Source organism: Streptococcus sp. GMD4S (assembly GCF_000296955.1).
Window position 1 is genome coordinate 1 of record NZ_AJRE01000055.1, and the last position, 14,149, is coordinate 14,149.

19 protein-coding genes and 2 pseudogenes are annotated in these 14,149 nt (G+C 40.5%); 3 read left to right on the forward strand and 18 right to left on the reverse strand.

Features of this window, described 5'->3' with window-relative positions; genetic code table 11:
* Nucleotides 1–428 (reverse strand): sugar O-acetyltransferase (locus GMD4S_RS05310; RefSeq protein ID WP_000200255.1); only part of this gene is annotated, 428 nt, incomplete at its 3' end.
* A 174-nt stretch (nt 429–602) separates the two neighbouring features.
* On the opposite strand from GMD4S_RS05310, the gene GMD4S_RS05315 reads away from it, so the two are divergent.
* The 3 genes and pseudogenes from GMD4S_RS05315 (at nt 603) to GMD4S_RS05320 (ending at nt 1,558) form a co-directional block, all read left to right on the forward strand.
* Nucleotides 603–911: a rhodanese-like domain-containing protein gene (locus GMD4S_RS05315; protein WP_000468871.1), complete on the forward strand. Its 309-nt coding sequence runs from the start codon at nt 603–605 to the stop codon at nt 909–911.
* Between the two features lie 9 nt (nt 912–920).
* Nucleotides 921–1,287 (forward strand): annotated as a pseudogene (locus GMD4S_RS13910) (rhodanese-like domain-containing protein); the annotation flags it as partial.
* The gene (locus GMD4S_RS05320; RefSeq protein ID WP_000450167.1) at nt 1,262–1,558 is read left to right on the forward strand and encodes a rhodanese-like domain-containing protein; all 297 of its coding nucleotides are present in this window, start codon (nt 1,262–1,264) and stop codon (nt 1,556–1,558) included. The pseudogene GMD4S_RS13910 and the gene GMD4S_RS05320, both read left to right, overlap by 26 nt.
* A 220-nt stretch (nt 1,559–1,778) precedes the next feature.
* On the opposite strand, the gene GMD4S_RS05325 is transcribed toward GMD4S_RS05320, so the two are convergent.
* From GMD4S_RS05325 to GMD4S_RS05405, 17 genes and pseudogenes are all read right to left on the reverse strand, one after another.
* Nucleotides 1,779–2,036 carry a metal-sensitive transcriptional regulator gene (locus GMD4S_RS05325; RefSeq protein ID WP_002880547.1) on the reverse strand — a complete coding sequence of 86 codons (258 nt, stop codon included), beginning with the start codon at nt 2,034–2,036 and terminating at the stop codon, nt 1,779–1,781.
* A 199-nt stretch (nt 2,037–2,235) separates the two neighbouring features.
* Nucleotides 2,236–2,793, reverse strand: coding sequence for a DUF3592 domain-containing protein (locus GMD4S_RS05330; protein WP_001031652.1), 558 nt, complete (start codon nt 2,791–2,793; stop codon nt 2,236–2,238).
* Between the two features lie 76 nt (nt 2,794–2,869).
* Nucleotides 2,870–3,532 carry a hypothetical protein gene (locus tag GMD4S_RS05335; RefSeq protein WP_000076910.1) on the reverse strand — a complete coding sequence of 221 codons (663 nt, stop codon included), beginning with the start codon at nt 3,530–3,532 and terminating at the stop codon, nt 2,870–2,872.
* Nucleotides 3,533–3,583: 51 nt separating this feature from the next.
* Entirely contained in the window at nt 3,584–4,048 is a 465-nt protein-coding gene (locus GMD4S_RS05340) for a DUF5085 family protein (RefSeq protein ID WP_000897912.1), read from the reverse strand.
* The gene (locus GMD4S_RS05345) at nt 4,038–4,487 is read right to left on the reverse strand and encodes a hypothetical protein (protein WP_000767351.1); all 450 of its coding nucleotides are present in this window, start codon (nt 4,485–4,487) and stop codon (nt 4,038–4,040) included. Before GMD4S_RS05345 ends, GMD4S_RS05340 begins: the two co-directional genes overlap by 11 nt.
* Nucleotides 4,484–5,149: a hypothetical protein gene (locus tag GMD4S_RS05350; protein WP_000660947.1), complete on the reverse strand. Its 666-nt coding sequence runs from the start codon at nt 5,147–5,149 to the stop codon at nt 4,484–4,486. The genes GMD4S_RS05345 and GMD4S_RS05350 overlap by 4 nt, the downstream gene beginning before the upstream one ends.
* A 46-nt stretch (nt 5,150–5,195) precedes the next feature.
* Nucleotides 5,196–5,861, reverse strand: coding sequence for a hypothetical protein (locus GMD4S_RS05355; protein WP_000660944.1), 666 nt, complete (start codon nt 5,859–5,861; stop codon nt 5,196–5,198).
* Nucleotides 5,862–5,874: 13 nt separating this feature from the next.
* Nucleotides 5,875–6,534, reverse strand: coding sequence for a hypothetical protein (locus GMD4S_RS05360; protein ID WP_001226098.1), 660 nt, complete (start codon nt 6,532–6,534; stop codon nt 5,875–5,877).
* A gap of 115 nt (nt 6,535–6,649) precedes the next feature.
* Nucleotides 6,650–7,318, reverse strand: coding sequence for a hypothetical protein (locus tag GMD4S_RS05365; RefSeq protein ID WP_001226448.1), 669 nt, complete (start codon nt 7,316–7,318; stop codon nt 6,650–6,652).
* A gap of 1 nt (nt 7,319) precedes the next feature.
* Nucleotides 7,320–7,916: a hypothetical protein gene (locus GMD4S_RS05370; protein WP_237739144.1), complete on the reverse strand. Its 597-nt coding sequence runs from the start codon at nt 7,914–7,916 to the stop codon at nt 7,320–7,322.
* A gap of 275 nt (nt 7,917–8,191) precedes the next feature.
* Nucleotides 8,192–9,046 (reverse strand): VOC family protein, encoded by an 855-nt coding sequence (locus tag GMD4S_RS05375; RefSeq protein ID WP_000220444.1) that lies wholly within the window; start codon nt 9,044–9,046, stop codon nt 8,192–8,194.
* A 107-nt stretch (nt 9,047–9,153) separates the two neighbouring features.
* Complete coding sequence (locus tag GMD4S_RS05380; RefSeq protein ID WP_000649405.1) at nt 9,154–10,191, reverse strand: aldose epimerase family protein; 1,038 nt, start codon at nt 10,189–10,191, stop codon at nt 9,154–9,156.
* A gap of 147 nt (nt 10,192–10,338) precedes the next feature.
* The gene (lacD, locus tag GMD4S_RS05385) at nt 10,339–11,334 is read right to left on the reverse strand and encodes a tagatose-bisphosphate aldolase (RefSeq protein WP_008289247.1); all 996 of its coding nucleotides are present in this window, start codon (nt 11,332–11,334) and stop codon (nt 10,339–10,341) included.
* Nucleotides 11,335–11,344: 10 nt separating this feature from the next.
* Entirely contained in the window at nt 11,345–12,511 is a 1,167-nt protein-coding gene (locus GMD4S_RS05390; RefSeq protein WP_000936007.1) for an SIS domain-containing protein, read from the reverse strand.
* A gap of 104 nt (nt 12,512–12,615) precedes the next feature.
* Nucleotides 12,616–13,020: a PTS sugar transporter subunit IIA gene (locus tag GMD4S_RS05395; RefSeq protein WP_000167445.1), complete on the reverse strand. Its 405-nt coding sequence runs from the start codon at nt 13,018–13,020 to the stop codon at nt 12,616–12,618.
* A gap of 3 nt (nt 13,021–13,023) precedes the next feature.
* The gene (locus tag GMD4S_RS05400; protein ID WP_000185293.1) at nt 13,024–13,845 is read right to left on the reverse strand and encodes a PTS system mannose/fructose/sorbose family transporter subunit IID; all 822 of its coding nucleotides are present in this window, start codon (nt 13,843–13,845) and stop codon (nt 13,024–13,026) included.
* Nucleotides 13,832–14,149: pseudogene (locus GMD4S_RS05405) on the reverse strand (PTS fructose transporter subunit IIC); the annotation flags it as partial. The gene GMD4S_RS05400 and the pseudogene GMD4S_RS05405, both read right to left, overlap by 14 nt.

Genomic DNA, 14,149 nt, shown 5'->3' on the forward strand with positions numbered 1-14,149 from the left:
ACAATGACGCCACCTCCAGCCCAGAAATTATCTCCAATGGTGATGGGCTTGCCGTATTCGACCCCTGAATTGCGTTCATCCGGATCCAGTGGATGGAGTGGGGTTAAAAACTGACAGTTGGGGCCAAGCATGGCGTTGTTCCCGATGCGAATCGGACAAACATCCAGCATGGTCAAGTTCCAATTAGAATAAAAATTTTCCCCTAGATGGATATTGACTCCATAATCGACCACCAAGCGTGGATTGACATAGAGATTTTCCCCAGTTGAGCCAAACCAAGTCTTGATAATATCTGCTCCCTTCAAGGGATCTTCTTCCTTGTTAAAGGCAGCCTGTTTTTGGCGAGAAGCCTGCGCCAAGACCCGCAACTCTGGATCCGACGGACGGTAAGGCTCCCCTGCTATCATTTTCTGGTATTCGCTGGTCATCTTATCACCTCACACTTACTTTGGACTCATCATATCAAAAAGCCTTTGAAAGGTCAAGAATAGCCTGCTTTCTAGACTCTCAAAACCAATCCCCTCCAAGTCAAAACAACTTGCTTGACAAAAGATTGACTTCATGGTTTAATATACCCCATAAGGGTATATGTGGAGGTGCCTATGTTTCACTTATTATTTACAAAAATTGACAGTATTTCTACCAGCGAGTTAGAAGCTAAACTCAGAGAACCGATTCAGCTACTGGATGTTCGGACGCCTATGGAATTCCGTAGAGGCCATATCAAAAATGCAAAAAATGTTCCTTTAACGGAAATCGGTTCTTACACACCTGCGACAAAAGAAACACTCTATGTTATTTGTCATTCTGGTGTGCGAAGCAAACTAGCTGCGAAAAAGCTAAAGAAAAAAGGCTACGATGTCATCAATGTCCGAGGCGGTATGAGCGCTTGGACAGGCAAGGTCATCTAGAAGCATAAAATAATTGGCTACACAGCCTTGAACCTTATCGAAGGTCTGAGCGATAATATCCAATGGTGTCAGCTCAAAGACGATCTGACTAAGGGCCAAAAATCCCTAGATGTACGGATAAGTGGCGAATTTCAGGGGGGCGACCCAAGGTCGATACCATTCATATCCCCCTAAACAAACTATGGGAGAACTTGGATGAACCAGACAAGAACCAAACCTACATCCTTAACTGCCACAGTGTTTTGCGCAGCTAGATCACAGAGCGTATCCTCTAGTGGCAGGATTTACCGTCCAAAACCTTGATGGCGCTTATTCACAATATAAAATGGCTAATCCAGAAGGAGTCGAATATGGAAACGAGTATCAGCATGGCTGACTTTTATGAAAAATACCTAAATGAAAATCTAAATCTTATCGATGTACGTGAAGTGCATGAATTCCAAGCAGGACATGCACCAGGTGCTAAAAATCTGCCTTTAAGTACCTTGGAGCAAGGTTACAAAGAACTCAAACCTGACCAGGAATATCATGTCATCTGTCAAGGTGGAGTCCGTTCCGCATCTGCTTGTGAATTTCTAAGCGCCCAAGGCCTCACCGTTATCAATGTAGAAGGTGGTATGAATGCTTGGCCCGGTCAAGTAGAATAAGCAAAAAACCGATTAAGAAACTTAATCGGTTTTTTCATTTCTGCAACCCGCTGATATAGGGCTCGTAGCCCATCGCTTTTAAAAAAGAAGCACATTGACGGCATCTAAAAAGAGGTTGCTCGTTGGTATCGGGGGGACTCATCCGTTTGGCCGACATGATTTCTTTATCGAAATAGACTTAAATGCCTTTGTCTGCATTGTTTAGCAATAGCAAATTAGTTTATTTTCGTTTAATCAGGTATCGGATGGCCTTTTCTAGGCGTTCCTTTTGAGCCTCGGGGTCGTCTAGTGGTTGGTTGATACAGTCAGTGAGATTTTCAGTAATGATCATCTCAATCACGCGCTCAACGCTAGATTTCACTGCTGTCAACTGCGTAACAATATCTGCGCAGTCACGATCTTCTTCAATCATCTTTTGAATCCCACGCAACTGACCCTCTGAACGTTTCAGGCGTGTTATATACTTTGAGTTTGTCATTAATTTATCCTTGGTCACTTTTTCTTCATTATATCTCGAATAAGGGGCTTTGTCAAAATTCACTTCCTGTCTGTATTTGTAGGAGGCAACCTTTTCTCTGTATCAGAAAGAAAAGATTGATAAGCACGGAAATGGAAAAGAAACTCTGTCCTCCTTGAAGCTCGATGGGAAGTCACGTTTCCTTTCAACCAACTGACCTTTATGCGTATATCTTGGACAAATTGGACAAAAATGCTAGGATCACTATCCCATAGACTATAACTAGAGCCAGCCCAAATCCGATACCAAACCACTTGTAAAACTTGTCCATTCCGCTGTAACGTTCGACATAGGCCCTGGTCGGCTTGTCTGGATCATACCAGACCGTCAGTTCCGAATGAAGGGGGAAATGGGTCTGCATCAAGCGTTTGAAGGAAACAAAGGAGTTGCTGTAGCGAGTGATCGAAGGCGCTAGCATATCTTCTCTTGTATAGTCCTTTAAAAATTTAGTAGTCCCCCACGGAATTGTGATCGTTTTGAACATAAAATACTGCAAGGTTTTCTTATAAGCAATCCCATCCACCGTGTATTCGACGATAGGTGGATACCCCTCACGAAAACGGCTATAGCCGATAACCGTTCCCTGTACGGATGACTTGGCAAGACGGACCAACTTCTGATCTCGAAGATAGAGATAGAGAAAGGTCCCACACACAAATACAAAAGATAGGAAGATGACGATTGTCCCAACTATCAAACCAATTACTTCTTTATTCATATGAACTCCTCCTGTTATTTTATACAGTAAAATCTTAAAACTAACTCATCCAGAAAGGACATCGATGCCCTCGAGTCTACTCTTCGGATTTTTCTTTTGACTGTTTTTCTCTCAAATCTTTTACAGATTTCGATATGATATCTCTCACCTGTTCGTCAGTAAGTCCTGGAATCTGGTAATAAGGATTATTGGACTCGCTTTTTGACGGTTTTGTTCCTGAACTTTCGGTTTTAGAACTTTGTTCAGTCGAAGACGAGGATTTCGGCTCTGAGGAACTGGATTCTTTGGTCTTAGAGGAACTGGACGACTCAGACTCAGAAGACTTGGACGTTCCAGGCGTGTTAAAATCAAGCTTAGGCGGATTGTTTACTTGGACGTTCGGCTGTTTCACAGGTTTATAGAATAGCCCAAAAGACAACAACAAGGCCATCAAAATCCCAATACCAGCCAAGGTTCTTTTATTGGCTTCAGTCGAAGGAACCTTTACTCCCTTTGTACTGAGTATTTTCCATTCTGGATGCTCTTTTTCTATGGCTTTTTTCTGTCTCCTAAGAGGACCAAGTAGAAAATGATTAAAAGGCACAATCGTTACCATAGCCACCGTTATAAGCGGGACATAATTGGAATGACTTGATACCAGTAGAACATCGAGGATAGCGAGAAGAATGAAGAGGAAACGCCCCACAAACTTACGAACTTGATGCTCTTTTTTGATCTGCAAATATCTCTCTTGTGACATTATCATTCCCTCTTTTCTTTATTCTTTTGTGAGCTTTATTAAAAATTCGACTTACTCCTTCAACACCCCTACCTTAATATCTGTATAGACTTTCTCATCAGAGATTGTGGTAAAAAAGAAGGGAGGGGTCAACTCACAATGTCCCTGATAATAGATATAACCCGCCAAGAAGCTTATTCCCTCTTTCACTGACTCATCATCTGGTTCTAAAATTCTAGTTGAAACAGTATTTAAAACTTGAAACAGACTGTGATACAAAAAGTCTTTTGGCAAAGCATCTTCAATATACTCTTCTTCTACTGGGATAAACAGCTCCATCAACACATCTTGATTTTCTTCTAACTTGGAATTAATCGTATAAAAGAAAGGTCCTCGAAGCGTATATCCTGCTTTTCTTACTTCGTCTAAAAAAGCGTTATAAGTGTCTGGCATCTCTTCTGGAGATACTGTATAATACCTTGAGATAACATTTCTATATTGTATATCTTGGTATTCTCCCACGTTTTTAAATAGCATCTGAAATCTCCTTAATTGGGATATTAATTTCAACAAAGTGTTGCCCAAATATTGGCAATATCGCTAGAAAAACGGTATCTCCTTGCATTTCCAACCCCTCATCTTGAATATATTGCTTCATTTCTTCAATTTTTGGAAGGAAATGTTCATCAAATGGAGTTACATCAGAGACACACTGCTTAATAGTAAAATGTTCTAGATATTGAAATTCATCATTTCCTTCAATTGGGATGTTTGTCGGAATATAGACCTTAAACGAGGCTTCTCCTGGCTTTCCAAAAGTGCTCAAACATGTTTCAATCGTTGTCGGACCATTTTTATAGACCCCTGTTTCAAATAATAATTTTTCACAACCTTCAATCAAATCTAGAAAAAAATCCATGGGAACTTTTTTCTCTGTATAAGCAATATTGCTGATATCTATTCTAATTAATTTCATTTTATTTCTCCTCTATAAATAATGTTATTCGTGCTTTTCTTTCTCCAACCTGTGAATACTTGAGTATATCCGAGAATAAAGAACGAGTTCCATGAAATACTCATTCCTACTAATCCGATGATAATATAGATTCCAGATAACATAAACAATCGTGTTATGACTACTATTACCGCCGACATTACTGTTACAATAAGGGTTGGTAAGTGTAACAAATTCTTCTTATGCTCAGTATCTGGCATTTGTTTTACTTTTGGAACAATTGATATTTGATAAAAAAAGTTTATCACTTGAAAAGCAAAGCTCAATCCAATGAAAAGAAAGAATATCGATAAATACTGTTCCCCAAAGAATATAGAGCTCAAAAAAAGAAACTCAAAATGAAGAAAAAGAAACGAAGTCGTCGGAACTGATTGTAATAATTTTGAAGCGGAAAATTTTTGAAACAATAAAAATGCAAGCAGTACTATTACCATATGGACAATAGTAACATGAATCAAAAATATACTAAGATTATGCATTTGATTCTTAGTAAATATAGAAACAATCAGTACTACTGAAGTAAATAGAATTTCGAATAAAAATGCAAGATAGAAATTTAAATTTCTTACTGGTTTATAACCAGTCATCAGTATATTCAAAAATTCATAATATTTTTCCTTCATCTTATCCTCCTAGCATGAGCTGTACTACTAGCCACTCTAATTAATTTTATTTTATTGTGCCTCTATAAATAAAGTTATTCGTGCTTTTCTTTTTCCAACCGGTGAATACTCGTGCATACTCAAGCCAATAGAAGGGAAGGCAGGCTATGCTCCCTGCGACGAGGGAAGAAACTACATATATTCCTGACAACGTAAATAAACGTGCTATAACTACTACAATAGCGGAAATCAATAGGCAAATAACAGAAGGAAGAAATAAAAGATTCTTCCTATACTCACCCTGTGGTAATTTCTTAGCTTTAGGGACAATTAACAACTGGTAAACAAAGGTCAGTAACTGAAAAATAAGGCTTAGGCCAATTAAAATCGTGAAGACAGACCAATAGTTCTTCCCTAAAAATATAGATCCCCAGAAGAGAAACTCAACATGAGAAATCAAAATAGAACTGGCTGGAATCAATTGCAAGAATTTTGATTTGGAAAATTTTTGGAATAGCAAGAACATGGACAATAAAGCTACTGCATGATAAATAGTAATGTAAAAGATAATCATACTCACATCATGCATCTCACCTTTTATAAAAATAGATACTATAAATATTAGTAAAGTAAAAACAATCTCCATTGCAAAAGCCCTTATATAATCAAAACGCTTTATAGGACTAGTATCCACAACTGCCATATTTAAAAACTCAACATACTTTTCTTTCATCTTATCCTCCCACTTATTTCTCTTCCTTAAATATCACTTTCCCCTGTTCATATTTTCGCACAGCTAAGAACCAGCGGATAGGGTTGTTTTGGAATAAGAAAAGGTACAACAAGGCAGGAAAGAGACCTGCTAAAGGCGAGAAAAAGATTTGTATATCAAATGCCTCTTGCTTATTGAATGAGTCAATAGTGCCCGGAATTGCAGCAGCAAATATTACTATAGTAGTCATAAAAACTAGTAGCATGACAATCATAAAAGCCAACATTTTCGCAAACGTCGCTTTTTTCTCACTAAAATTTTCCCAGAACAAATTTGAATAAACTGCTTCTTTAAACTCTTTCTTTGTTGCTCCTTGGACTCGTTTCACTCCTTTATATAAGGCGACTTCCATCATCCATATAAATCCAAATAGGATAAAGGAAAGACAAAGAATAAAAATAGGAACCATCCCACTATTATAACGAAGGCCTGAGAAAATTGGTATTGCAACAAATCCTCCGAGTAAACCTAACAAAGAGAATATAGCAATTAAAGGAGCAATCCCCCTATTCGATCTCCTAGCCCCTTCTGTATTTAACAAGGCACTCTTATCTGCTACAAGAGCCTCTTTTGTTCGCGTATTATAGTAAACGGCCTTATCACCGCTCTGTCCAATAAAAATTATTTTTCTCATATAAAATCACCACAGTTTCCACCAATCACTATAATCAGAAACTTCAATTTTATCATAGGTTGTTGATAAAACATCACCAACCACTGGTAATGGTAATAGCGTCTCTCTCATGTTTCTAGTTCTTCTTCTCCCTAAATATCACTTTTCCCTGCTTGTATTTTCGTACGGCTAAGAGCCAGCGGATTGGGTTGTTTTGGAACAAGAGCAGTACGACACTAACTGGGACAATCGTTGCTCCGATTGGTACCATGAACATAGAGGGCTCAAACCATTCATGTTCATAGTAGGGAATGAAGGTTCCAGGTATGGCAAAGAACACAACAATAACAAAAACAAATAGAAGAACGAGGATAACAAATAGATACAAGATGATTTTATCGACTGTTGGTTCCTTATCCGGAGATTTTTTCCAAAATTTACTACTTTCAACCGCTTCTTTAAACTGCTCTTCACTTGCTGGGACAAGCGACTTAGCCCCACTGTAGAACAGTTTTTCAAATCCATAAACACTTCCGATAAAAACGAAAAGGATAGCGGCTAGATGGATAGGTGCCATCCACTCACTCAATCTAAAGGGTGCTATCAAGGAACGAATCCAAATACTGATGATAGCAACTAGCAAGAAAATAAAGAAGACAACCCAAGGCCACTTGGATTTCTTTGAACTGATGGCACCGTCGGTTTCTGACGAGGTGCTAGATTCTGTCGCTAAAGCCTCTCTCGTCTTTGTGTTATAGTAGACGGATTGCTGGCATCCTTGGCCTATATAAATGATTTTTCTCATCTTACATTTCTCCCTCTTTCCCTCGGCTACCGTCCTGTAATGTCTCCATCAGCTCCTTGAACAGTCGTTTGCGCGTTTTCATCCGAAAATCATAAACTATATATGTAAGAATACCAATCCCTAACATGTACATAATTAAAAATTGAAAATCAGAAACAGCCAGATAACGATAGGCTGAAAAAATCGTTATTAAAACAAAAATGTAGCCAACTACTGTCAACGCCCTAGATTTTCTCCTAAGGGTTTTGATGTTGGCTTTTGTCAGCCGAACTTTTCTAAATCTATCTGTCTTCATGTTACGTCGGGTAGATTTGGCAAGAAGAATTGTTCCGAAAATCAAAAACAGAGACATCAAGATAAAGAAAAGCAGATTGAAAGGTGAGGAGACATCTCCAAAGGTTTGGTTGAGCAACTTCGACAGCCGTTGCAAGGAAAAGACTGCAATAGGAGCTGCAATGGCTGAATAATTCATGCCTTGTTTTACTTCATAGAATACTTGATTCCTCAGATCATAATAAATAAAATAGTCCTCCAGAGGGCCCATACTGATTAAATTTTTTACACTTGTGTCCATCTTATTACCATTTCCTAAACTCAAAACAGAATCCTACTTTCTCTTAAAAGCATCGTGACAACGATTGCCAGCATTCTAGCCGATTTTGGGTGTTTGCCTTCCTAGAGAAAGAAAAGTTTATTAGTATTATAGCATGAACCCCCAGAAAAGGGAAAATATCCCCGGCAGATACCTTTGCTAGATCCAAGAAAGGTTTCGTCATTTCATAAAAAAGCAAACAAGTCCGCATTCTAAAAACAGAATGCGAGCTTGTCCGCCTTTTCCTATGTCTCTAAAATAAATAATGTGTTTTCCTCGTTTCATCGTGCCAAGCGAATGCGAGTCACAATCCCATCTGGGTCTACAAGATCCACCTCACTCGAATGTAGCCATTTGATCTGTGCCTCTAGCTCTTGTGCTTGCTGAACGATAGCTAAGAGTTCTTCCTTGCTTTCGACCTCAAGGACGTAGTAGGCCAAGCCTGACAAGCCTTGCTCACGCGGAGCCAACCCTTTTCCAGCCCATTCGTTGACAGCCAGGTGGTGATGGTACTGACCAGCCGCTATCCAACTAGCACTAGGAATGCTAAATTTATCTTCTAGTCCTAACACCTTTTGATAAAACTGGCTCGCCGCACGACTATCCTTCACAGATAGATGAATATGCCCCATTCTCGTCCCTTCAGCTAGGATAAAGGGATCCACCTTTTCTCCTAACTCATAGATGTCCTGTGCCGCAAGGGCTTCAGTCACACCGATAATGCGGCCGTCTTCTCGAATATCCCATGAAGATACTGGCTTATCACGGTAGAGTTCAATGCCATTTCCTTCCAAATCCTCTAGATAAATAGCCTCACTGTATCCATGATCTGCACCTCCGACCAGAGGAATCCGCAAGTCACTTAGGTGTTTCAAGACATCTGCCAAGGCTTTTCGTGTCGGCAACAAAATCGCCAAATGGTAGAGCCCATAATGCTCCCTTACTTCGCCAGCCTTTTCTGCCTGAATCAAGTGAACCAAGGCTTTTCGACCGAGTCCCAAAATCGCTTCTGTCTCTGTTTGGGATAAAATCTCCAAGCCAATAATCTGGTGATAAAAAGCCGTTTGACTCGTCAAGTCCTTGACATTTAAAACAGCCTCCGCTAGGTAAATGTGGCTTTGGTATGCATAAGTCATAGGGTGTCTCCTTTTTGTTGTAACTTTATAGATTACATCAATTATACACTATTAAGATAAAATGTCAACGAAGTCAACTCAAAAGAGCTGGAAACCAGCTCTTCTTTTTATTTAACAACAAGCTCGTAGCGAGTTTTGCTAGTAAAGGTTTGCCCTGCTTTGAGAATGACTTGGTCTTTGAGGTCACTGTGAATGGCATCTGGTAAAGCTTGCGCTTCAAGGGCAATCCCATTGTGCTGAATCATTGGCTGACCAGCTATGATGACACTCTCATCTACAAAGTTTGCTGAGTAGACCACAAAGCAAGGAGCCTCTGTCTTGAAAAGCAGGAAACGACCTGAGTGTTGGTCATAAAGGAAACCAGCATTGTCATGACCTGCAGGAAGAGCAAATGGGTGATCCAAACCAGATACCAGCTGGATTTGCTCATCGTCCTCTGCAAAAATATCCTTGAGCAAAGCACCATTGTAGATATGTTTCACCACATCACAATCAGCATCTGGAGTTTTTGCTGGCACACCGTCCGGAGCGATTGGGTAAATGCCCTCCGTATTTAATTGGAAGACATGGCGGTCAACTGTCTGCGTGAAATCACCAGACAAATTGAAGTAGCTGTGATTAGTTGGATTGACAAGCGTATCCTGATCTGTCGTCACCTTATAGCTGACTTCGTAGGCGCCAGTTTCTTCCAAGTGGTAGCTAATCCAAATCTTGAGATTACCAGGAAATCCTCCGGTCCCGTCTGTACGCTCGGTGTAGAGAGTCAAACCATGGTCGCTCACTTCGACCAATTCAAACAAGCTGGAATCCCAACCTGTTGAACCACTGTGGTTACAGTTGCTAGCATTGTTGACTTCAAGGTCATAGGTCTGACCATTGAGTTCAAATGTCGCTCCAGCAATACGGCCTGCTACAGGACCTACACTTGCTCCATGCTTGGGACTATTGCCTACATAGCTAGCAAAATCATCAAATCCTAAGATAACATTGGCAAAGTTTCCAGCCTTGTCAGGTGTGACATAGCGCAAGATGGTCGCACCATAGGTCATGATTTCTAGTTGATAGCCACTGTCAGTCTCAAAGCGATAGGCCAAGACATCCTTGCCCTCATGATTTCCAAATACACGCTCTGTGTATGCTTTCATTCTTCTCTCCTTTGATCCATTTCTCTCAAGTAAACAAACCATAGAGAGTGTATTTACCATCTATGGTTGTAGTTTTTATTTTCAAAATCCTTTGTCAGAAAACCTTAAGTATCTTCTTAACAAAAAGGGATTCTTCTATTCTTGTTTTTATGCTTCTACACGTTCTTTCCATGAAGTCGCTGTGGTTTGGAGAACTTTGTTGAGTTCATCAATGTTCTCAAAACCAGTTGTGCGTAGCCATTCACGAGCTGCTGCTTCACCGTCTTTGATGTAGGCTTCAACTGATCCAGCCCAAGTTGCACGGCCGCAAAGAACACCGTTGAAGTTTGCGCCTGATTCGTGAGCAAAGACAAGTGTTTCTTGGAAGAGTTTGGCTGATACACCTGCGCTCAAGTAGATGTATGGCAAGTTAGTAGCTTCGTCTTGTGCTTTGAAGAAAGCTGCCGCTTCTTCGCGTGTATGCACGATTTCACCATCGCCAAAGCCTTCAACGTATTTGACGTTAACTGGAACTTCAACTTTCAAGACATCGATGTTGAAACGTGGGTCTGAGAAGACCTTCATGGCACCGATAACCTTGTGTGGTTTGACTTTAGCGTATTCTGCAGAACCTGCGTCAGCGATTTTTTCGTCGTAAGCCAAGATTTCAAGGAAGAATGGAATATCTTCCGCCACACACTCAGAGCCGATACGTTCGATGTAGGCTTGTTTTTCTTGGTTGAGTTCGTCAGAGCTGTCTACATCGTAGTAAAGCAAGAATTTGACAGCATCTGCACCTTGTTCCTTGATGCGTTTGGCAGACCAAACATCCAAGCAGTCAGGCAAGCGTTTGGTGCTTGTTGTGTCATAACCTGTTTTCTCATAAGCAAGGAGAAGACCAGCATTTGGAGCAAGCGCTTTTGTAGCTGGAAGTCCATACTCTGGGTCAAGAAGCATAGAGGATGCGTATTTTGTTAATTCATCTGCTACCAAGACTTTGAGTTCTTCCATTTGAGCCACTGTTGGCTCTTCTGTTTGGTATTGGGCCATAAGGCGTTTCAAAGCACCACGTTGGTCAAAGGCAAGAGCTGAGATGATTCCATTCTCGTCAGAGAGTTTTTGCAAGCAAGCTACTTTATTGGGACTTAATTGTAATTTACTCATAGATACTTCCTTATTTTTGATAGTCATGAATGATAACACCTTGTACCACACGGTTTACTGTACCTGTAGGAGACGGTGTATCTGGTTTGTTTTTTACCTTGAGCGAAGTCAAAAGGGCAAAGAGTTGGGCATAAACGATGTAAGGGAAGACACGGTAAATATCGTTCAAGACACCGCCACAACCAAGGGCCACTTCTTTGACATTTTCAAGACCAAAGGCTTGATCACTCAAGAGCACAACACGACGAGCAATCTGATCACCAGCCACTTCACGAACTAAGTCCAAGTCGTACTTGCGAGTGTAGTCTGACGTTGTGCCAAAGATCAAAACAACTGTATCTTCATTGATCAATGATTTTGGACCGTGACGGAAGCCAACTGGGCTTTCATACATGGTCGCCACTTGACCAGCAGTTAATTCCAAAATCTTGAGCTGAGCTTCATGAGCAAGTCCAAAGAAAGGACCAGCGCCTAGGTAGATAACACGGTTAAAGTCGAGGTCAACCAGTTCTTTAACATCTGCTGCATTTTCTAGAACTTTACGCGCAAGGCTAGACACAACTTCAAAACGTTCAGCTTTCACAGCAAATTCTGTAGGATCAAAAACCAAGAGAGCTGTTAGCATCATGGACGTAAAGCTAGAAGTCATGGCAAATCCAGCGTCATTGGAAGCAGCTGGTTGCAAGAGTAAAAGATTGCGCTCATCGCCATGAGCTTGAAGAGCCAATTTACCATCTGCAGCACATGTAATGGTCACTTGATAGAGGTCATCAACCAAGGCTTTGGCCAAATCAACCGTCGCCACACTTTCAGGTGAATTCCCACTACGAGCAAAGGAAACAAGGACAGTCGCCACATCTTTTTTCAGATAGGTTTCTGGATTGGCAACAATATCAGTTGTCGCAATGGCATTGAAATTCCATTTGCGTTCATCATAGACTTCCTTAAAGTATGGTACCAAGGTATCTCCCACATAAGCAGAAGTACCAGCACCCGTCAAGATGACCTTGATATAGTCATGCTTATCAGCGATCCCTTGTAGGAAGGCTGCAATTTCTTCACGTTTTGCTTGATAGGCTTCAAAAGCCTCTTTCCATACATCAGGCTGTTGGTAGATTTCACGAGTCGTGATTTCTGCACCCAGTTCAAGTAATTCTTCTTTTGTGTAATTTAGCATAGAGTTCCTCTAATCTATTGTCGTTTCATTCCTATTGAAAATATGGGAATGGGAGTGACTCCCATTCCCATGTATATTCTATATAAGATGCTCTAAGTCACATCTTATTCATCTTCATCGTCGTCGAAGCTTGCCAATAAATCATTAACTTTCACAATGCTTTCTGAAGCACGACTCTTATAGTCCGCATCCATTCCAGTTAGGCTTGCATTGATAAATTCAATGACCATCGGAAGGTTCATTCCTGCATACAGTTCAATGTCACGACCTTCCATAATCAGACGGCTCACCACGTTACATGGAGTTCCGCCAAGAAGATCCGCAAAGACTAGGAAATCATCCAATCCTTCAACAGCAGCTTCAAATTTTGCAGTAAATTCTTCTGGTCCATCTTCTGGAAGAAGAGCAACCGCATGAATGTTGTCTTGTGGTCCCATAATCATCTCTGTGCTACCTTTAAGTTCTTCACAGAAACGACCGTGGCTCACTAAAATCAATGATTTAGTCATAAATTATGCGCCCATTCCAAGTGCAAATTTACCAAAGGCAGAAAGAGCCAAGGCAAGCACGATAATGATACCGATAGCTTTTGTAGAGTTCATACCTTTCTTACCAAGCAACCAGAAGATAAATGCAGTGAAGATTGCTGGAAGCAAACGTGGGAAGATTGAGTTCAAGATGTCTTGGAAGTCAATCATCTTTTCACCGATTGGTAATTTGTATGAAATTTCAAAGTTGATCATTGTTGCTACAAGAGCACCCATCATGAATACACCAAGTACAGATGCAGCTTCAATCAAAGCTGTCAAAGTACTTTGCATGTTGTTGATAAGGTTAACCCCTTCTTTGTATGCAAATTCCAACTGTTTCCAACGGAAGATGTCATACGCTACTGCAACTGCAATCCAAAGGAAGATACCCCAAGGTTGACCAGCAATAGCCATTGTTGCAGCGATAGATCCCATGATAGCAGGTACAAGTGAACCAAAGATAGTATCTCCAAGAGGAGCGAATGGTCCCATCAAACCTGTCTTGATACCGTTAACCGCATCTTTTGAACCAACGCCATCTTTTTCTTCCATAGCAAGGTCAAAACCAGCGATAATTGTGTGGAAGAATGGTGAAGTGTTGAAGAATTGAGTATGAACTTTCATCATTTCTTTCAACTCAGGAGTTCCATCTCCATACATTTTACGCAATTGTGGCAAGATCATGTAAAGGTAACCTGATGCTTGCATACGTTCGTAGTTCCATCCCAATTGGAAAGTGAACAAGCTACGTTTGTTAATTTGATTAAAATCTTCTTTTGTTAATTTGTAATTAGAATTCGTCATCTTCAATTTCCCCACTTTCTGATGGTGTAGAAGGTGCTGCTACAGCAACTTTTTGGCTGTTCTTGAAGTGAACAACCGCAAGGAAGATACCTACGATAGAGATACCGATCATAGACAATCCTTTGAAGTTGTTAACAAAGCCAATTTTTTCAGCAACTTCAGCAGGAAGAGTGCCAATGATTCCAGCAACTGCTCCACCAAGACTTGTTACGTTTGAGTAAAGAACAGTCAACATAGCTGTCAAACCGAATCCCATAGCAAGGTAGTGAAGGTTACGTTTAACTGGAAGGTAACGAAGCAAGAT